Origin of the sequence: Rhizobium leguminosarum (assembly GCF_004123835.1) — a bacterium.
In the GTDB taxonomy this organism is placed as follows: Bacteria; Pseudomonadota; Alphaproteobacteria; order Rhizobiales; family Rhizobiaceae; genus Rhizobium; species Rhizobium leguminosarum_M.
Genome location: NZ_MZMU01000012.1, coordinates 75,900 through 94,610, shown reverse-complemented (window position 1 = coordinate 94,610; position 18,711 = coordinate 75,900). Strand labels below are relative to the sequence as shown.

The window sequence follows — 18,711 nt, the reverse complement described above, 5'->3', positions numbered from 1 at the left end:
TAGTCATTCGCAACGAACTTGTCAGCCCGTCACATCTCCATAACTCTATCGGGTATGAGGCACATGTATAAGTCCGCCGATTCGCTGCCGAATGATTTCAGCCGTTGGAGATACGCATGGGTATGATGAAGACCGAAGCCAGCCTCGATGAAAAGGCGATCGTCGCCGCCGCCGAAAAGGCGCTCTCCGATATCGCCGCCATCCGCGGGGAAGTCTCGAAAGTGATCTTCGGTCAGGAAAGCGTCGTCGAGAACACCATTCTCGCTGTGCTGTCAGGTGGTCATGCCTTGCTCGTTGGCGTTCCCGGCCTTGCCAAGACCAGACTGGTGACGACGCTCGGCGAGGTGCTCGGCCTTGCCGCCAACCGCATCCAGTTCACGCCGGATCTGATGCCCTCGGATATTCTCGGCTCCGAGGTGATGGACCAGGACGACAGTGGACGCCGCTCCTTCCGTTTCGTCAAGGGCCCTGTCTTTGCCCAACTCCTGATGGCCGACGAGATCAACCGGGCCTCGCCGCGTACCCAGTCGGCCCTTCTGCAATCCATGCAGGAATATCACATCACGATCGCCGGCCAGCGCTATGACCTGCCGGCGCCCTTCCATGTACTCGCCACCCAGAACCCGCTCGAGCAGGAAGGTACCTATCCTCTGCCCGAAGCCCAGCTCGACCGCTTCCTGCTGCAGGTCGACGTCCATTACCCCGAACTCGCCGCCGAGCGCCAGATCCTGCTCGAGACGACGGGCCTGGGCGAAACCCGGCCGGAAGCCATCATCGATGCCCAGCGGCTGATCGAGATCCAGACCCTGGTGCGCCAGATGCCGGTGAGCGACACGGTCGTTGATGCCATCCTGGCGCTGGTGCGTTCCGCCCGCCCGGGACAGGGCAATGCCTCGACCGACAAGAACGTCGCCTGGGGTCCAGGCCCGCGCGCCGGCCAGGCGATGATGCTCTGCGCGCGTGCCCGCGCACTCTACGAAGGCCGTCTCGCACCGTCTCTGGACGATATCTTCGCGCTCGCCGAACCCATTCTCCAGCACCGCATGGCGCTGACTTTCGCCGCCCGCGCCGAAGGCATGTCGGTGCGTGATGTCATCGCCGGACTGGTCAAGCAGGCAAAGGGATAAGGAAGCCGGACGCGTGGCATCTATCGGACAGATCGTCAATCCGACACCCGGCAGCGAGGCCCTTTCCCGCGCCAGGCAGCGGGCCACCTTGGTGCCGGATTGCCTGGTGGAAGCCAAGCGCATCGCCAACACTGTGATCGCCGGCTGGCATGGCCGTCGCAAGCGTGGCATCGGCGAAAATTTCTGGCAGTTCCGTCCCTATGCCGAGGGAGAGAGCCTGTCGCGCATCGATTGGCGCCGCTCCGCCCGCGACGATCATACCTACGTGCGCGAGCGCGAATGGGAGGCGGCGCACACGATCTGGCTCTGGTGCGACATGTCGCCCTCGATGATGTACAAGTCGAGCTATGGCAGCGTCTCCAAGGAAAGCCGCGCGCTGGTCATCATGCTGGCACTTGCCGAAATCCTCGCCCGCTCCGGCGAGCGCATCGGTTGCCCCGGCATCATGGAACCCGCCTCCGCCCGCAACGCCGCCGAACGCCTCGCATCCGCGCTCATGCACACGCCGCTGACCGGCGGCCTGCCGGAAACGTCGATGATCCGCGGCTGGAGCGATCTCGTCCTTATCGGCGATTTCCTCGACGATGCGCCGGCAATCATGGAACGGCTCGGCCCGCTTGCCCGCCGCGGCCTGCGCGGCCACGTGGTCGAGATATCAGATCCCGCCGAAGAGATATTCCCCTATAGCGGCCGCACCGAATTCACCGATCCGGAGAGCGGCGCCAAGCTTATCTCCGGCCGCGCCGAACATATCCGCGAGGCCTATCGCAACGCCTACCTCGCCCGCAGGGAGAGCCTCGGCCAGTCGTTGCGCCATCTCGGCTGGACTTTCGCGAGCCACCGCACCGATCATCTTGCGTCGGAGGCGTTGGTCGCGGTGCACATGTATCTGTCCGGCATGCCCGCCAAGGCAACGCATGGAGGGCAGCTATGAACGCCCTTCCCTTCGCTTTCGCCTATCCCGCCATTCTCGGCGCGCTCGTCGCCTTGCCGGTCATCTGGTGGCTGCTGCGGCTGACGCCGCCACGTCCGAAGACCGAAGTCTTTCCGCCGCTGAAAATCCTCGCCTCCGTGCTGAAGCGCGAGGAGACGCCGGCGCAAAGCCCATGGTGGCTGACGCTGCTGCGCATGCTGCTCGCCGCCGCCATCATCCTTGCGATCGCCGATCCGGTTTTCAATCCGCGCACCAGTTCGCTCGCATCAGGTGGGCCGCTCGTGCTCTTCGTCGACAACAGCTGGGCAGCGGCACCCGACTGGGAACGCCGCATCCAGACCGCCGACGCGTTGATAGACGACGCCGAATCCGCCGGCACGCCTGTGTCGATCGCCTTTACTGCCGATCCGACCAACGACGCCGTGCCCGGCACCGCCGCTGCCGCCCGCGACAAGCTGCGCGCCGCCGAGCCGCGACCGCTGGTGCCGGACCGCGAACGCGCCTTCCAGGCGCTGCGCGCCGCGCTGAACGGCATCAAGCCCGGCACTCTCGCCTTCCTGACCGACGGCGCCGCTGCCAAGGCTGACGACGCGACGGTGCGCAGGCTCGCCGAACTCCAGCCCGCCGATCTGCGCCTGATCGAGGGTGATGCCGCGCGGACAGTCGCGATCACCGCGGCCAACAATGCGGCTGATGCCATGACCGTCAAGGTCACGCGGCTCAACAGTGCGCAGACCGCATCGGTAGCGCTGAACGCCGTCGATACCCAAGGCCGCTCGATCGCCAATGGCAGGGTGGATTTCCGCCCCGGCCAGAGCGTCGCGACGAGTTCGATCACCGCCCCCTTCGAGATGCGCAATGATTTCGCGCGCGTCAGCGTCGACAACGGCGCCACGGCAGGCGCCGTCCACCTTCTCGACGACGCATTCAAGCGCCGCCGCGTCGTCCTGCTGTCAGGTGAAGGAGGGGACGAGTTCCAGCCGCTGCTCTCGCCGCTCTATTATATCCAGCGGGCGCTGCAACCCTATGCGGATCTGATCCAACCTGCCGATTCCGATCTTTCGGTCGCAATACCAAAACTTCTCGCCAGCAATCCGTCCATCATCATCATGGCCGATATCGGCCGGCTGCCAGAGGAGACCTATGGGCCTTTGACGCGCTGGATATCGAATGGCGGCATGCTCCTGCGTTTTGCCGGCCCGCGCATGGCGGCAGCCCCCGCGGACGATCCGCTGATCCCTGTCATTCTGCGTCAGGGAGAACGGGCGTTGGGCGGGACCTTGTCCTGGAGCGAGCCGCAGTCGCTTGCCGAATTTCCGAGTTTCGGACCTTTTGCCGGCATAACGCGTCCCGCCGATGTCGTCGTCAAGCGGCAGGTGCTTGCCGAACCGACGCCCGATCTTGCCGAACGCACCTGGGCGAGCCTTGCTGACGGCACGCCGCTCGTGACGATGAAGCAGCTCGCATCCGGCCAGATCGTCCTGTTTCACGTCACCGCGGAAGCGACCTGGTCCGATCTGCCGATCTCAGGCACTTTCGTCGACATGCTGCGCCACCTCCTGCAGATATCGCGCTCGGGCGGCGTGACTTCGGAGGCGCGCGGCAATGCGCGTGTCTCCGAAACCCTACCGCCATTCCGCATGCTGACGGCCAAGGGCACGCTCGTCTCCGAGACGGGATCGGCGCGGCCGCTCATTCCACAGGCCGGAGTCGAGCCGACGGCAAATTTCGACAACCCGCCCGGGCTCTACGGTTCGGAGGATGGTTTCACCTCCCTCAACGTGCTGCCCGAGAACGCCGAACTGAAGCCACTCGACACAACAGGAACCAATGCCGTGCGCGAAGGCCTGATCGGCGGCGAAAGCTGGTCGGCAAAACCCGCACTGTTTCTCGCAGCCTTTCTGCTGCTCTTGGCCGATAGCCTGATCGTCCTCTTCATGAATGGCGCATTCTCGCGATTGCGCCCGGCTGTCCGCACCGCCGCGATGATCGCGGTCGCCGTCGGCGCCGGCTTTCTCGTGCAACCCGGCATGCTTCACGCCGACGACTCCCAGCCCGGCGACGACCTCATCCTGCAGAGACTTGATAATACCCACCTCGCCTATGTCGTCACCGGCGAACAGGATGTGGACAATATATCCGAGCGCGGTCTCGAGGGACTGACCCAGTTCCTGACTTTTCGCACGACGCTGGAGCCGGCGCCGCCCGTCGGCATCGACCTCACCAAAGACGAACTCTCCTTCTATCCGATCATCTACTGGCCGGTTTCGGCGACGGCGCCGATGCCGTCGACGGCGGCGATCAGCCGTATCGATGCCTATATGCGCAATGGCGGCACCGTGCTTTTCGATACGCGCGATCAGATCAGCGCATTGGACAATGGCGGCAATGTCAGCGCCAACGGTGAGAGGCTGCAGGCAATCCTCGCCAATCTCGACATTCCGGCACTCGAGCCGGTACCATCAGATCACGTGCTGACGAAATCCTTCTATCTCCTGTCGAGCTTTCCCGGTCGTTATGCCGGCAGCCCTCTCTGGATCGAGGCCCGGCAAGGCGGTCAGGGGCCGAGCGAAAAATCGGCGGCGACGGCCGACGGCGTTTCGCCGATCCTCATCACCGGCAATGATTTCGCCGGCGCTTGGGCGATCGACGAAAACGGCGTACCGATACTGCCGACCGTACCGTCGGATGAAACGCAGCGCGAATATGCCTACCGTTCCGGCGTCAACATCATGATGTACATGCTGACCGGCAACTACAAGACCGACCAGGTCCATGTTCCCGACCTCCTCGAACGGTTAGGACAATGAGATGACATTCGACTTTTCGCCCTTCCTGCCCTGGTCGGTTCTGGCTGCATTGGCTGTCGTCAGCGCGATCATCGCCGCCTTCGCGATCTGGCGCGGCATTCGCGGCGCCTGGATCAGAACGCTGGCAGCACTCGCCATGCTGACCGCGCTTGCCAACCCTGTGCTGCTGCAGGAAGATCGGGATCAGTTGTCGACCATCGTCCCCGTTCTTGTCGATCGAAGCCAGAGCCAGCAGACGCCCGATCGCGTCAAGATGACCGACGATGCGCTTGCGGCGCTAAAGGGACAGCTTGCCCGCTTCCCCCAGATTGAGCCCCGCTTCGTCGATGTCGAAGGCGACGTCAATTCCGACGTGCCGTCCACGCGCCTGTTCGACGCGCTGTCGGCCAACATTGCCGATGTCCCGCCCGCCCGTATCGGCGGCGCCATCATGCTGACCGACGGTGAAGTCCATGATGTTCCGGGCGCCAATCAGGCGCTCGGTTTCGACGCGCCGATCCATGGCCTTGTAACCGGCAAAGCCAACGAATTCGATCGCCGCATCGAAGTCATCAAGGGACCGCGCTTCGGCATCGTCAACGAAGAGCAGCAGGTGATTTTGCGCGTCTTCGACGACGGCCCGAGCCCCGGCGGCACGGCCGATGTCACGGTAAAGCTGAATGGTGACGAGATCGCCACCCTGCAGGCGACACCCGGGCAGGATACGCCCTTCTCCTTCAAGGTGCCGGGTGGCGGCAGCAATGTGCTCGAATTCTCAGTCGCAGCACTTCCCGGCGAAGTCACCACTGCCAACAACCGCGCTGTCCACGTCATCGACGGCATCCGCCAGAATCTCCGCGTCCTGCTCGTCTCCGGCGAGCCGCATGCCGGCGAGCGCGCCTGGCGCAACCTGCTGAAATCCGATGCCTCGGTCGATCTCGTCCACTTCACCATTCTGCGTCCGCCGGAAAAGCAGGACGGCACGCCGATCAACGAGCTGTCGCTGATCGCCTTCCCGACGCGCGAACTCTTCGTCGACAAGATCAAGGATTTCGACCTGATCATCTTCGATCGCTACCAGCACCGCGGCGTGCTGCCGCTGCTCTATTACGATTACATCGCGCAATATGTCGACAATGGCGGCGCGCTGCTGATCGCCGCCGGTCCCGAGCATGCCGGCCCCGATTCCATTGCACTGACGCCGCTTTCCTCGGTCCTGCCCGCAACGCCCACCGGAGAGATGATCGAGAAGGCCTTCTATCCCCGCCTTTCCGAGGAAGGCCGCAAACACCCCGTCACGCGCGGCCTGGACGGTTCGGGCGAGGACCCGCCGCATTGGGGCCGCTGGTTCCGCAGCGTTGATGTCGACCGGCCGCAGGGCGAGACGATCATGCTCGGCGCCGACAACCATCCGCTGCTGGTGCTGAACCGCGCCGGCCAGGGCCGCGTCGCCATGCTGCTTTCCGATCAGGGCTGGCTCTGGGCGCGCGGCTTCGAAGGCGGCGGTCCGAACGTTTCGCTCTATCGCCGTATCGCCCATTGGTTGATGAAGGAGCCGGCGCTCGAGGAAGAAGCCCTGACGGCGCGCGCCTCCGGCCGGACCCTTGAAGTCACCCGCCAGACGATCGGCGACAATCCCGGCAATGCCACCGTGCGTTATCCCTCCGGCAAGACCGAAACCCTGCCGCTCACCCAGTCCGAACCGGGGCTCTACAAGGCCGAGAAGAGGATGGACGAAATCGGCCTCTTCGAAATCCGCAACGGCCGGCTGTCGACGCTTGTCCATATCGGCGCCGTCGACGCACCGGAATTCAAGGCGATGATCTCGACGACCGATGTACTGCAGCCGGTCGCCGACAGAAGCAAGGGTCTCGTCGCCCGCGTCTCCAACGCAAATGGCGCGATCTCCGTGCCGCCGATCCTGCCGGTGCGCGGCCAGGTCCGCGTCTCCGACAACGATCGCATGATGATCCGCATGACCAACGAGACGGTCTTGAAGGGGATCAACACGCTGCCGCTCTTTGCCGGTTTCGCCGGCGTCGGCATCCTGCTCTTCGCCTTCGGCGCCATGTGGTGGCGCGAAGGGCGCTAATCTAATGCCGGAATTCGAGCTCACCGCCTCGCCCTCGCCAGAGGAACTGGCGGTGATCACCGATGCGCTCTTGGCCTTCAACAACGCCGATGTCGGCCCATCGGATCGCCGGCCGCTCGCGGTCCTCATCCGCGATACCGACGGCAAGGTGACGGGCGGTCTTTCGGGCTTCACCGCCTGGGGCTGGCTGTTCACCCAGATGCTCTATATTCCCGATACGTTGCGCGGCACCGGTATCGAGAGGCGAGAGCCCGGGGGTGCCGCGGCGCCTGGATCGACACATTCAGCCCGCAGGCCCTGCGCGTCTATCTGCGTCAGGGTTATGAGGTTTTCGGAGAGCTTGAGGATTTCCCGGAAGGCCGCACGCGCAGCTTCCTCCGGAAAAGAATCTAGCGGGCTGTGGCAAGATCATTCGCGCCAGGCGATCGTGCCCTTCAGCCGCTCGTGCACGCCCTCGGCGATCGGAACGACGAGCACTCGGCCGGGATCGACGGGGCCTGGAAACGACAGCGCGTTATAGGCGACCTTCTCGAAGCCGAGCGGGCCGTAATAGGGTGGATCGCCGACCAGGATGACGGCTTCCGAGCCCTTGCGTCTTGCCGCTTCCACCGCGATCCGTACGAGCTCGCGGCCGATGCCCTGGTTTTTGTGCGAGGGGCGGACGGCGAGCGGGCCGAGCAGATGGCCCTTCGCCGTGCCGGCCAGCACCGGCGTCATGCGCACGGAGGCGATCGTCTCGCCGTTGTCGGTGCAGATGAAGGAGAGCGACAGATCATGCGGTCCCTGCTCACGGATGCGCGCGGCAGCGCGCGTGAAGCGGCCGGGACCGAAAGCTTCTTCGTTGATGTGTTCGATGGCGGCGTCATGGGACGCGTCTTCGGTGAGGTAGACGAGATCGTGCTTGTACATGATGACAGAAACCGGATGGACAGATTGATGGGTCTCGAACACGCCTTGGGCGTTCGGGAGCATCAGCGTCGTCGCGGGTTTCTGGAAATGAACATCAAGCAGGGTCCGAAAATCGTGAAAAGGCCGATAGCAGGAAAAATTTCCGTCGTCCAACGCAAAATGCACGACCACAGCGCCGCGCATCTTTTCGAGAGCCACAAAGGACGCTGCAACACTTTGAATTATGCGGTGCCCGAAGGATGTGACGCACTGTTCAATCTTTGCTGCCTGTAAAGCCCTGCTATCTGCGATATCTTCCATTCCAACACGCAATCAAGGGAATGAAGATCATGGGAATGCTGGTGGACGGCGTCTGGCATGACGCCTGGTACGACACGAAGGAGAGCAAGGGCCATTTCAAGCGGCAGCCCTCGCAGTTCCGCAACTGGGTGACATCAGACGGTGAGGCCGGCCCTTCCGGCAGCGGCGGCTTCAAGGCCGAGGCCGGGCGTTACCATCTGTATGTCTCGCTCGCCTGCCCCTGGGCGCACCGCACGCTGATCTTCCGCAAGCTGAAGAAGCTCGAAGAGCTGATCTCGGTTTCGGTCGTCGATCCGCTGATGGTCGAGAACGGCTGGGAGTTCAAGGTCGGCGACGGCGCCACCGGCGACCACCTCTTCGGCGCGTCCGCGCTTTGGCAGATCTACGTCAAAGCCGATCCGCACTATTCCGGCCGTGTCACCGTTCCCGTGCTCTGGGACAAGAAGACCGGCACGATCGTCAACAACGAATCCGCCGAGATCATCCGCATGTTCAACGGTGCCTTCGACGGGCTGACCGGCTCGACAGCCGATTTCTATCCCGAGGACCTTCGCTCCGAAATCGATGCGCTGAACGCCACCGTCTACGACACCGTCAATAACGGCGTCTACAAGGCGGGCTTTGCCACCACCCAGGAGGCCTATGCCGAAAACGTCGGCGCGCTGTTCGAAACACTCGACATGCTCGACGAACGCCTCGGCGAGGGCCGCTACCTCTTCGGCAACCGTCAGACCGAGGCAGACTGGCGCCTGTTCACCACGCTGGTGCGCTTCGACGCCGTCTATGTCGGCCATTTCAAGTGCAACATCCGCCGCATCGCCGACTACCGCAACCTGCCTGACTATCTGCGCGACCTTTACCAGACAGCAGGCGTTGCCGAGACGGTGAACCTCAACCACATCAAGCAGCACTATTACCGCAGCCACAAGACGATCAATCCGACCGGCATCGTTCCCGTCGGCCCGGCGCTCGATCTCGACAGTCCGCACGGCCGTGCTACAGCGCCGCGCGTCATTTCAGACGCGCAAAGGGCGCTGTAGCAGTTTGAATGGCTGCCTGAAGTTCACCAGCGGTGGGCGGGCTCCTGATCGCCGCGAAGCTCGGCGAGACGGCGATGCGTCGCCTTGGTCGTGCCCTCGGGCAGGCTGTCGAGGGAAAAGAAGCCGCTGTCGGATATCTCCCAATCCGGCGGCCGCGGCGCCGTCTGCTCGACGGTCGCCCGGTAGAAGACGACATGGTCGCGCCGTGTGGTCGTGGTATTGAAATAGACCTGGAACAGCTGCGGCTTGCCGATGATCCTGAGGTTGCCCTCCTCGCGTAATTCCTTGACGAGCGCTTCCTCGACCGTCTCGTTGCGCTCCAGCCCGCCGCCCGGCATGTGCCAACCGCCGATATAGCTGTGGCGCACGAGAAAGATGCGCCCGTCTGCATCGAAACAGGCAGCCCGCACGCCCACCGTCATGCTGCGGACGAAGCTGAAATAGACATGCAGCAGGCGCAACGCCAGCCTTATGTAAAGGGGCCGGTTCTCTTTATCCACCATCGCTCCGTTTCAGCTCTTCATCGCGCCGGATGTGTTTGATTTGTCAATAAGCTGGTCTATGTCTCGTAGCATGTTCAAGCTCGCGCATATCTCCGACGTCCACCTCGGGCCGTTGCCCAGTCTTTCCATTCAAGAGCTGTTTTCAAAACGCATAACTGGCTTTGTGAACTGGCATCGAAATCGACGCAAGCACCTTTTCGGCAGCACGTTGGATCTGCTGCTCGATGACATCCGCGCCCATCAGGCCGATCACCTGGCCGTCACCGGCGACCTCGTCAATCTGGCGAGCGGCATCGAGATCCGCTCGGCCGCCGCCTGGCTGCGCGAGCTCGGCGATCCCGCAGACACGTCGGTCGTTCCCGGCAATCACGATGCCTATGTGCCCGGCTCTTACGAGAAGTCTATGCGCGCCTGGTACGATTATGTCCGCGGCGATCTCTCTCCGCCGCAATGGCCGGAGAACCGCCATATCTTTCCTTATCTGCGCGTTCGCGGCAAAGTCGCGATTGTCGGTTGTTCGACGGCGGTCGCCACCCCTCCCTTCGCCGCTTCTGGCTTTTTCGGCGCGCGACAGGCCCGCGATACCGTCAACATCCTGCGTGCGGCTGGCGAAGCCGGTCTCTTCCGCGTCGTCATGATCCATCACCCGCCGATCCGCGGCGCCACGGCCTTCTACAAACGGATGATCGGCATCCGCCGTTTCGCTGCCGTGATTTCGACGGGCGGCGCCGAACTCGTGCTGCACGGCCATACGCACCTGAACACGCTGCATTGGCTGCGCGGCCAAATGCAGCCAGTACCGGTCGTCGGCATCGCCTCTGCCTCGCAGGGACCGGGCAGCATCAAGCCGCCCGCCGCCTACAACCTGTTCTCCATCGACGGCTCTCCCGGCGCCTGGGAACTCAGCGGCGAGCGCTTCAGCCTCAACAGGGCCGGCGACGCGGTGATGCCGGAAAGCGCCGATATTTTCGCGTCTTAGCGCTGGTTCCTAGCTCTTTTTACGCAGCACTTGAATCGATCTGCGAGGACATCCGGCCGCCGTCGCAACATTTGCCATGGAGGTTGCTTACCCTCTTGGTATTTTTAGTGGTAAGCGTACAATCCGAGCAACTGCACTGCCTGAGAACGGAGCGCGCCGATGACTTCTTCTTTCCGCCACCTGTCCAGACTTTCGCTCGCCGCCGGCTTTGCCTTCGGCATCGCCACGGCCGCTCTCGCGGCCGGCGACAGCAACGATGATACCAATCCGCCGCCGAAGACCCAGACGACCAAGACCTGCACCGGCGGCAAGGTCTGGGACAAGACCAAGAAGGAATGCGTCAACCCGAAGAAGAGCAGCTTCAACGACGACGATCTCTATCAGTTCGCCCGCGAGTTTGCCTATGCCGGCCAGTATGACAACGCCATCACCGTGCTCAATCTCGCTCGCAACCAGAACGACCCGCGCGTCCTGAACTATCTCGGCTACGCCAACCGCAAGGCCGGCCGCATGGAACTCGGCATGTCCTACTACCGCAAGGCGCTGCAGGCGGACGAGAATTATATCCTCGCCCGCTCCTATATGGGCATGGCGCTGGTGGAACAGGGAGACATCCAGGGCGCTCGCGTCCAGCTTGTCGAAATCCGTGATCGTGGCGGCGAAGGCACCTGGGCCTATCGCTCCCTGCTGCAAAGCTTGAACGGCTACAAAACATATTGACGCAAGCTTTGCAGGCCACAATACGAAAATCCCTTGGGAAAGAGGGATGAAGACGACCGGATGCTTGCGAAGTGCAGGAGACTTGTTTCATAAAGCACATGCATCGACGGCGTCGATAAAGTCGGTTTCGCGCCCGACGGCGAACCCTTCGTCCGCGAAACCATTGTGAATGCTTCTTGGATAGACAATGCGTCAGCCCGCAACGACCATCGATCTCCGGCGTGACCTCGTCGGCCTCCTGCCCCGCCTTCGCCGCTTCGCGATCACGCTCGCGGGTGAGGTTGCTGTGGCCGATGAACTCGTTCAGGCCGTCTGTCAGCGCGCCATCGCCAAAGGTCATCAATGGAGCGGCGAAGGCCGGCTGGAAAGCTGGATCTACACGCTTGCCCGCCAGCAATGGACCGACGACAACCGCAAGCGCAAGCCGAAGGCTTCCGTCCGCGGCAACGTCACCGATATCAGAGAGGCTGCGCGCGAACGCTCGGCCGCGGTCGATCCCGACACCATCCATCACATGATTTCCGATATGCCGGATGGCGTCTCCAGCATGTTCCTGCTGGTCGACGTCGAAGGTCACAGCTACCAGCAGGCCGCCGACATCATGGGCATTCCGGTGGCAAACGTCGTCTCGCAGCTCGCTACCGCGAGGCTGCATTTCGCCGGGCTTGCCGGCACCCACCCGATCCACAGGTTCTGAATTTGCTCGATCTTAGGAAATTGCCGCTCGAAGCCCAGCTCACCGCCCTTCTCGACGGCGAAGTCTCGCCCGAACAGCGGCACGAACTGGAGCAGCGTCTGGCAAGCGACGAGAATGCACGCCGGCTGCATGAGAAGCTGCGCCACGGGGCTGATTTCGGCCGCCGCCGCCTCGACGATATCCTGAAGGAGCCGGTCCCGCTCGCCCTCGTGCGCTCGATCAAGAGCACGCAGCCGCCGAAAACGCCGATCGCCCAGCGCGCCACGCGCCCGCAAGTGAAACTGGCGCCGAGCGGCCCGCAGGCGCTGGCCGCCGCCCTCATCCTCTTTGTCGTCGGTTGTGGTATCGGCTATTTCGTCGGCACCGCGCCGGATGCCGACGAGATTGCCAGCACCGCTACCACCAATGCGGCACCGGCCAATACCAGCGACTGGCTGGGCGACGTCACCGCCTATCAGCGCCTGCTGATCCGCCAGCCCCGTCATCTCGTCGAAGTGCCCGCCTCGCAGGCCGAGGAAATCTCCAGCTGGCTGACGACGGCGATCGGCGTACCCTTCCGCGTGCCGGATCTGAGCGCCGAAGCCTGGACCTTCCAGGGCGCGCGCGTCATCCTTGGCGACAGCCGCCCTGTCGGACAGCTCGTCTATTCTAATTCCGACGGCGACATCATCTCCATTTGCTTCCGCAAGGACGCGCAGCCGCCAGAGACCGACGACTTCAAGGAAACGATCAAGGACGAGATCGGCCTCGTGACGTGGCACAATGCCGGCACCTCCTATGTGCTTGCCGGCCCCTCCGCCGAAGCAACGCTCGGCCAGCTTGCCATGGAGATCGCCACAGCGATCTGATTGCCGGAGCATGATGCCGAGCGGTATCGCACGACATCGTGCGTCGCTTTGATTTAAGGCACCAGCACCACCTTGCCGACCGCCCGCCGCCCTTCGATGGCGCGATGCGCTTCCGCCGCTTGATGCAGTGGGAAACGACCGCCGTCGATAACCGTCAGGGCGCCCGCCGCGGCAAGCTCGAAGAGCTCGGCAAGATCCTCCCGCACCCCCTGAGGCGTCAGCAGCGGCAACAGCGAAAATCCCTTGATTGACTGATTGTCATCAAGCATGTGCTCGACATCGGCCGCCTCAAGCCCGAACCGCCCCATCGCCGCCAGCACCAGCTCGCCGCAAGGCGCCAGCGCATCGAGTGCCGCCCTTGAAAACGCGTCACCGACGGTTTCATAGATGATATCCGCGCCGAGCCCTCCGGTCAGCCTCTTGACGTCCTCCTGCCAGCCGGGTGCCATGTAATCGACCGCATGTTCGGCGCCGAGAGACAGGGAAAGCGCCCTCTTCTCGTCACTGCTCGCCGCCGCGATCACCATCTTCGCCCCGTCACGTTTCGCGAGCTGCACCAGCAGCGACCCGACACCGCCCGCTGCCGCACTCACGAGAACATTCTTGCCTTTCGCCGGACTGCGGCGCAGAAGATGCAGCACCGTCAGTCCCTGCACCATCAGCGCCGCAGCCGCCTCGAACGAAACCGCATCCGGCAGTTGCACCACCGCCCCGCCGTCGACCGCGACGAATTCGGCATAACCGCCCGAACCGCGCCCGATCGCAAAGAGAGGAACGGCAACCCGCATGCCAATGAGCGAGCGGTCGGCAGCACCAGGCCCTGCTCGCTCGATCGTACCCGCGACCTCGACACCGGGAAACATCGGCAGGTCGGGCGTCACGGCATAGCGGTCGGCCCGCATCAACACCTCGAAGAAGTTGACGCCCGCCGCGTGGACGCGGAGAAGCACCTCGCCCGGTCCCGGCTCGGGGACCGGCAGTTCCACGAGCTCGAGGACATCTGGCGGACCGAAGCGAGTGAATTGGACGGCTTTCATGGCAGGTGAACCTCACGTCTGATTGGCGTGGGGCAGGTTTAGCAATAGACTATCAGATGAAAATACACACTCTTTCGTGCCCTACCCACCAGGAGGTGACCATGGCTGAGCCGATGAAAAGACTCCCCGAGCTGCCCGTCGAACGCGCGCTGAAGGTGATCTCGGGGCGCTGGAAGCCGGTCATCCTCTATTACGTCTTCTCCGGCCCGAAGCGTCTGTCGGAGCTGAAACGGATGATGCCCGCCATTACCCAGAAGGTGCTGATCCAGCAGCTGCGCGAGATGGAGGAGCACGGGCTGGTCGCCCGCCAAGTCTTCGCCGAGGTCCCCGCCCGCGTCGAATACAGCGCGACCGAACTCGGCCTCGGCCTCGAACCGGTGCTGTTGGCGCTCTGCGAATGGGGCCAGCGCCACGCGGAGGCACGCAACGAAGCCGGCAATATCGCCGACTGCATCGTCAGGCCGCGCCGCACCGACGCGATCGCGGCCTGAAACTTATCTGGTCAAACCTTGGCCGATCAGGCCTTGCCGGCCTTCACGTCGAGCACGCGGTTGGCGGCCGAGACGATCGCTTCCAGCGATGCCGCGACAATGTTGGTATTGATGCCGGCGCCGAAGAGTTTGCCGCCGGGATAGGAAGTCTCGACATAGGAGATCGCCGCCGCGTTCGAGCCATGCTGGAGCGAATGCTCGGAATAGTCCTCGACCGACATCTCAATGCCGAGATAATGCGACAGCGCATTGATGAAACCGTCGATCGGACCGTTGCCGCGCCCTTCGATGCGCTTGATCTCCCCATTGTCGGTGATCTCGGCTGCGACGATCCGCTGGCCCTTGTGCTCAGTGTCAGGATAGGTGTGATGGTCGACGAAGCGCAGGCGGCCTTCCGGCTGCGTCACGTAGCGCTCGATGAAGCGGTCATAGATGCGCCGGGACGGAAGCTCCTTGCCCTCTACGTCGGTGATGCGCTGGATATCCTCGCGGAATTCCACCTGCAGGTTACGCGGCAGGTTCAGCCCGTAATCCTGCTGCAGGATATAAGCGATGCCGCCCTTGCCGGATTGAGAGTTGATGCGGATGATCGCCTCGTAGGAACGACCGACATCGCGCGGATCGATCGGCAGGTACGGAACTTCCCACACGGGATGATTGGCGACCTGTGCTGCCTTCATACCCTTGTTGATCGCATCCTGATGCGAGCCGGAGAAGGCCGTATAGACCAGTTCGCCGACATAGGGATGACGCTCACCGATCGCCATCTGGTTCGAATATTCGAACACTTCCTTGATGCGTTCGATATTCGAGCAGTCGATCTCGGGATCGACACCTTGCGTGAACATGTTCAGCGCCATCGTCACCATGTCGACATTGCCGGTACGCTCGCCGTTGCCGAACAGCGTGCCTTCGACGCGGTCGGCACCTGCCAGCAGTGCCAGTTCGGCAGCAGCAATGCCGGTGCCGCGATCGTTATGCGGATGCAGCGAAACGATCAGGTTCTCGCGATTGTCGAGGTTGCGGCACATCCATTCGATCTGGTCGGCATAGACGTTCGGCGTCGCCATCTCGACGGTGGACGGCAGGTTGATGATCAGCTTGTTATCGGGCGTCGGCTTGACGACCTCGATGACGGCGTTGCAGATTTCCAGCGCCACATCGAGTTCGGTGCCGGTAAAGCTCTCCGGCGAATATTCGAAACGGTAACCGCCGCCGGCCTTCGTGGCCATATCGGTGATCATCTTGGCGGCATCGACGGCGATCTGCTTGATGCCCCGCACATCCTTGGCGAAGACGACGCGGCGCTGCAACTCGCTGGTCGAGTTGTAGAAGTGCACGATCGGCCGATTTGCGCCTTCCAGTGCTTCGAAGGTGCGGGTGATGAGTTCCGGGCGGCATTGCACCAATACCTGCAGGGAGACGTCGTCGGGCACATTGCCCTCCTCCACGCACCAGCGCGCGAAGTCGAAATCGGTCTGCGAAGCCGAGGGGAAACCGATCTCGATTTCCTTGAAGCCCATCTCGATCAGCAGCTGGAACATACGCGCCTTGCGATCGTGGCCCATCGGGTCGACGAGCGCCTGGTTGCCGTCGCGCAGGTCGACCGAACACCAGACCGGTGCCTTGGTAATGGTCTTCGTCGGCCATGTGCGGTCGGGAATGTTCACCTGCGGATAGGCCCGGTATTTCACCGCGGCGTCGGGCATGCCTTTTGCGGGGCTCATCTCGCTCTTGGAGGCCATCTTATCTCGGGGGGATTGCGTCTTTGCGTCCATCGTATCGTCTCCTCGTCCCGGCATTTGCCCGCTCTTAGCCGATCACGTCGGCTTGGCGATAAACAAATGCGGACCTTGTCGGTCGTTAGGTCAATTTTGAAAGTGAGTCGCGAGGAGCGATGGCCGGGCGGGCTTTCGGCCGCCGGGCGCTCCTCAAAGGACCCGGCAACCGCGCGTAAGGCCGAGGAGAAGAAGCGAGGTCAGGGCGCGCGTATTGTCACGCAGGGCGATGCGGCCGCGTGCAATCGTGTCAGAAATTCTGGCGCCAGTGGTCTTCATGACCGCGCTTATAGCCTCGGACGGTAAAGCTGGCAAGTCCTTGCCCGGCTTTTGGTCGCCGCCAACATTCGATGAACTGCCCACCTATTGCCGGCGGAGCTGCTTGAAAGCACCAGGATCCGGCATTTGGAGAGCACAACGACCTTGCGTTACCTCGACTGAGCTCGGTCTTTCCAAATCTTCACCAGCCGCGACAGCGTGAGCATCAGCCCACCCGCGATCAGGCCCCAGAAGGCACCAGAAATACCGCCGAAGGAAACTCCGGAGGCGGTGACGAGGAAGGTGATTGCCGCCGCCTCGCGCGATTCCGGCGCCTGGAAGGCCGACATCGCCGAGGACGAGAAGGCGCCGACCAGCGCCAGTCCCGCCACCGCCTCGATCAGGATGGGAGGCGCCAATGCGACGAAGGCCGTCACCGCGCCGGCAAGCAAGCCGAGGATGATATAACCGACGCCGGCGATCAGCGATGCCCAGTAGCGCCGCTTCGGATCGGCATGGGCATCTTGGCCCGCGCACATCGCCGCAGTGATCGCCGCCAGATTGACGGCGTGGCCGCCGAACGGCGCCGACAGCAGCGAGAAGAAGCCGGTGACGGCAAAGAGCGGACCGGGCTTCGGGTCGTAGTGATTGACCTTCAGCACCGCGATGCCGGGAATGTTCTGCGAGGCCATGGTGACGATGAAGAGCGGCAGCGCGATCGAGACGAGGCAGGCAAGATTGAACACCGGCCGGACGATCTCCGCCGTCGGCACCAGCGACTGTTCCAGCGAGCCGAGCGCACCGTCAGGGATATCGACGCCGAAGGCGAGCACCAGCACGAAGGCCGCGAGTGCTGCCGGCACTGCCCAGAGCCGCTTGAAGGCGCCGACGACGATCCAGGCGACGACGATTGGCAGGCCGAACAGCGGATTGAAGTCGATCGCCTTAACCGGCGCGAAGCAGAGGCCGATCAGCACGCCGGCGAGCATCGCATTGGCGAGTGGTGCGGGAATGGCGGCAACCGCTCGCCCGAGCGGCTTGAACAGCCCCGCGACGATGATCAGCGCAGCACAGATCAGGAATGCCCCGACCGCCGCATTGAAGCCGCCCTCGATAGCCCCGGTGCTAGCCAGCAGTGCCGCGCCCGGTGTCGACCAGGCGATGCTGACCGGCAATCGGGTCACGGCACTCAGCACGATCGCGCAGATGCCCATGGAAATCGACAATGCCATCAACCCGGAGGCCGCCTGCGCATCCGTCGCGCCGACCGCCTCAAGCCCGTGCAGCACGACGGCGAAGGAACTGGCGGAACCGACGAAGGCGGTCAGCAGGCCCATGAACAGGGCTTGGACGGAAAAATCTTTGAGCATGGCGGGACTCGAGCTGCGCGAATGGCGCATGGAGCATGATGGTTGCCCCAGGTGCAAGTCCGGATTCATTGCTTTCCGTTCAGACCTTGCCGCTAGGAGATCATCTCCGTTCGAGCGCTATCCGAAAACAGAACGCCCTCACCTGCGATCGGCAGGCAAGGGCGGGTTCTTGGCAGTTTTGGCTGAGAAAACTTAGATATCGGCCTGCGACGTCACGATCCGTGAAACGAGGCCATAGTCCTTCGCCTCTTCGGCCGAAAGCCAGTAGTCGCGATCCGTATCCTTGTCGATCTTGTCGAGCGGCTGGCCGGTGGCCTCCGCCATGATCCTGTTCAAGCGCTCGTTCATTTTGATGATTTCGCGAGCCTGGATTTCGATGTCGGATGCCATGCCGCGCGTGCCGCCGGAGGGCTGATGCAGCAGGAAGCGCGTGTTCGGCAAGCACAGGCGCCGCTCCTTCGGAGTGGCGACATAGATCAGTGCACCGGCAGAGGCGACCCAGCCGGTACCTATCATCCAGACCTTCGGCTTGATGAACTTGATCATGTCATGGATGGAATCGCCGGATTCGACATGGCCGCCGGGCGAATTGACATAGATACGGATGTCCTCGTCGCTGGCCGCGGCAAGCGCCACGAGCTGCGAGCAGACCTTCTGCGCCAATTCCTGATTGATCGGTCCGTAGATGAAGATCGAACGCGACTTGAAAAGATTCGCCTCCGTTTCCTTGCCGAGCGGCAGTTCCTTCGTCTTGTCGTCCTGGTCTTCGTCGTTCATTCGAACCTCTTGGAGATGAATTCGGGTTCCTCGCACATAGTGCGACTCAATGCCTAAAACAA

The 18,711-nt window shown here is 62.9% G+C and carries 17 protein-coding genes and 1 pseudogene; 12 read left to right on the top strand and 6 right to left on the bottom strand.

All coding sequences use genetic code 11. The features are described 5' to 3' along the window. Positions 1-116 precede the first annotated feature (116 nt). The 5 genes and pseudogenes from B5P46_RS17160 to B5P46_RS17140 all read left to right on the top strand — a co-directional run bounded on the left by B5P46_RS17160 (position 117) and on the right by B5P46_RS17140 (position 7,335). Positions 117-1,127 (top strand): AAA family ATPase, encoded by a 1,011-nt coding sequence (locus B5P46_RS17160; protein ID WP_129419697.1) that lies wholly within the window; start codon positions 117-119, stop codon positions 1,125-1,127. Positions 1,128-1,140: 13 nt separating this feature from the next. Next, positions 1,141-2,061 carry a DUF58 domain-containing protein gene (locus B5P46_RS17155; RefSeq protein ID WP_129419696.1) on the top strand — a complete coding sequence of 307 codons (921 nt, stop codon included), beginning with the start codon at positions 1,141-1,143 and terminating at the stop codon, positions 2,059-2,061. Beyond that, positions 2,058-4,871, top strand: coding sequence for a DUF4159 domain-containing protein (locus B5P46_RS17150; RefSeq protein WP_129419695.1), 2,814 nt, complete (start codon positions 2,058-2,060; stop codon positions 4,869-4,871). The genes B5P46_RS17155 and B5P46_RS17150 overlap by 4 nt, the downstream gene beginning before the upstream one ends. Position 4,872: 1 nt before the next feature. Next, on the top strand, positions 4,873-6,942 hold the full coding sequence (locus B5P46_RS17145) for a hypothetical protein (protein ID WP_129419694.1): 2,070 nt from the start codon (positions 4,873-4,875) through the stop codon (positions 6,940-6,942). Between the two features lie 4 nt (positions 6,943-6,946). Next, positions 6,947-7,335, top strand: a pseudogene (locus B5P46_RS17140) (GNAT family N-acetyltransferase). A gap of 15 nt (positions 7,336-7,350) precedes the next feature. Here B5P46_RS17140 and B5P46_RS17135 read toward each other — a convergent pair. Beyond that, positions 7,351-7,914 carry a GNAT family N-acetyltransferase gene (locus B5P46_RS17135; protein ID WP_129419693.1) on the bottom strand — a complete coding sequence of 188 codons (564 nt, stop codon included), beginning with the start codon at positions 7,912-7,914 and terminating at the stop codon, positions 7,351-7,353. Between B5P46_RS17135 and B5P46_RS34450 the strand changes: the two genes are divergently transcribed. Together B5P46_RS34450 and B5P46_RS17130 are read left to right on the top strand one after the other, a co-directional pair. Then, positions 7,879-8,124 carry a hypothetical protein gene (locus B5P46_RS34450; RefSeq protein ID WP_164986504.1) on the top strand — a complete coding sequence of 82 codons (246 nt, stop codon included), beginning with the start codon at positions 7,879-7,881 and terminating at the stop codon, positions 8,122-8,124. The genes B5P46_RS17135 and B5P46_RS34450 overlap by 36 nt on opposite strands. A 56-nt stretch (positions 8,125-8,180) precedes the next feature. Next, the gene (locus B5P46_RS17130) at positions 8,181-9,191 is read left to right on the top strand and encodes a glutathione S-transferase family protein (protein WP_129419692.1); all 1,011 of its coding nucleotides are present in this window, start codon (positions 8,181-8,183) and stop codon (positions 9,189-9,191) included. Between the two features lie 23 nt (positions 9,192-9,214). On the opposite strand, the gene B5P46_RS17125 is transcribed toward B5P46_RS17130, so the two are convergent. Continuing rightward, positions 9,215-9,694, bottom strand: coding sequence for an NUDIX domain-containing protein (locus tag B5P46_RS17125; protein WP_129419691.1), 480 nt, complete (start codon positions 9,692-9,694; stop codon positions 9,215-9,217). A 70-nt stretch (positions 9,695-9,764) separates the two neighbouring features. Between B5P46_RS17125 and B5P46_RS17120 the strand changes: the two genes are divergently transcribed. From B5P46_RS17120 to B5P46_RS17105, 4 genes are all read left to right on the top strand, one after another. Next, positions 9,765-10,673 (top strand): metallophosphoesterase family protein, encoded by a 909-nt coding sequence (locus B5P46_RS17120; protein ID WP_129420510.1) that lies wholly within the window; start codon positions 9,765-9,767, stop codon positions 10,671-10,673. A 159-nt stretch (positions 10,674-10,832) separates the two neighbouring features. After that, positions 10,833-11,393, top strand: coding sequence for a tetratricopeptide repeat protein (locus B5P46_RS17115; RefSeq protein ID WP_129419690.1), 561 nt, complete (start codon positions 10,833-10,835; stop codon positions 11,391-11,393). A gap of 187 nt (positions 11,394-11,580) precedes the next feature. Continuing rightward, a complete protein-coding gene (locus B5P46_RS17110; RefSeq protein ID WP_129419689.1) occupies positions 11,581-12,090 on the top strand; it encodes an RNA polymerase sigma factor in 510 nt (169 codons plus the stop codon). Positions 12,091-12,092: 2 nt separating this feature from the next. After that, the gene (locus B5P46_RS17105) at positions 12,093-12,938 is read left to right on the top strand and encodes an anti-sigma factor family protein (protein WP_064651968.1); all 846 of its coding nucleotides are present in this window, start codon (positions 12,093-12,095) and stop codon (positions 12,936-12,938) included. A gap of 53 nt (positions 12,939-12,991) precedes the next feature. On the opposite strand, the gene B5P46_RS17100 is transcribed toward B5P46_RS17105, so the two are convergent. Then, positions 12,992-13,975 carry a quinone oxidoreductase family protein gene (locus B5P46_RS17100; RefSeq protein WP_129419688.1) on the bottom strand — a complete coding sequence of 328 codons (984 nt, stop codon included), beginning with the start codon at positions 13,973-13,975 and terminating at the stop codon, positions 12,992-12,994. A gap of 5 nt (positions 13,976-13,980) precedes the next feature. Between B5P46_RS17100 and B5P46_RS17095 the strand changes: the two genes are divergently transcribed. Beyond that, entirely contained in the window at positions 13,981-14,466 is a 486-nt protein-coding gene (locus tag B5P46_RS17095; RefSeq protein WP_206735364.1) for a winged helix-turn-helix transcriptional regulator, read from the top strand. Positions 14,467-14,492: 26 nt separating this feature from the next. Here B5P46_RS17095 and leuA read toward each other — a convergent pair whose 3' ends face one another. The 3 genes from leuA to B5P46_RS17080 form a co-directional block, all read right to left on the bottom strand. Continuing rightward, the gene (gene leuA, locus B5P46_RS17090; RefSeq protein ID WP_129419686.1) at positions 14,493-16,244 is read right to left on the bottom strand and encodes a 2-isopropylmalate synthase; all 1,752 of its coding nucleotides are present in this window, start codon (positions 16,242-16,244) and stop codon (positions 14,493-14,495) included. Positions 16,245-16,672: 428 nt separating this feature from the next. After that, positions 16,673-17,902, bottom strand: coding sequence for a benzoate/H(+) symporter BenE family transporter (locus tag B5P46_RS17085; protein ID WP_129419685.1), 1,230 nt, complete (start codon positions 17,900-17,902; stop codon positions 16,673-16,675). A gap of 162 nt (positions 17,903-18,064) precedes the next feature. Continuing rightward, a complete protein-coding gene (locus B5P46_RS17080; protein ID WP_017961514.1) occupies positions 18,065-18,649 on the bottom strand; it encodes an ATP-dependent Clp protease proteolytic subunit in 585 nt (194 codons plus the stop codon). Positions 18,650-18,711: the final 62 nt, after the last annotated feature.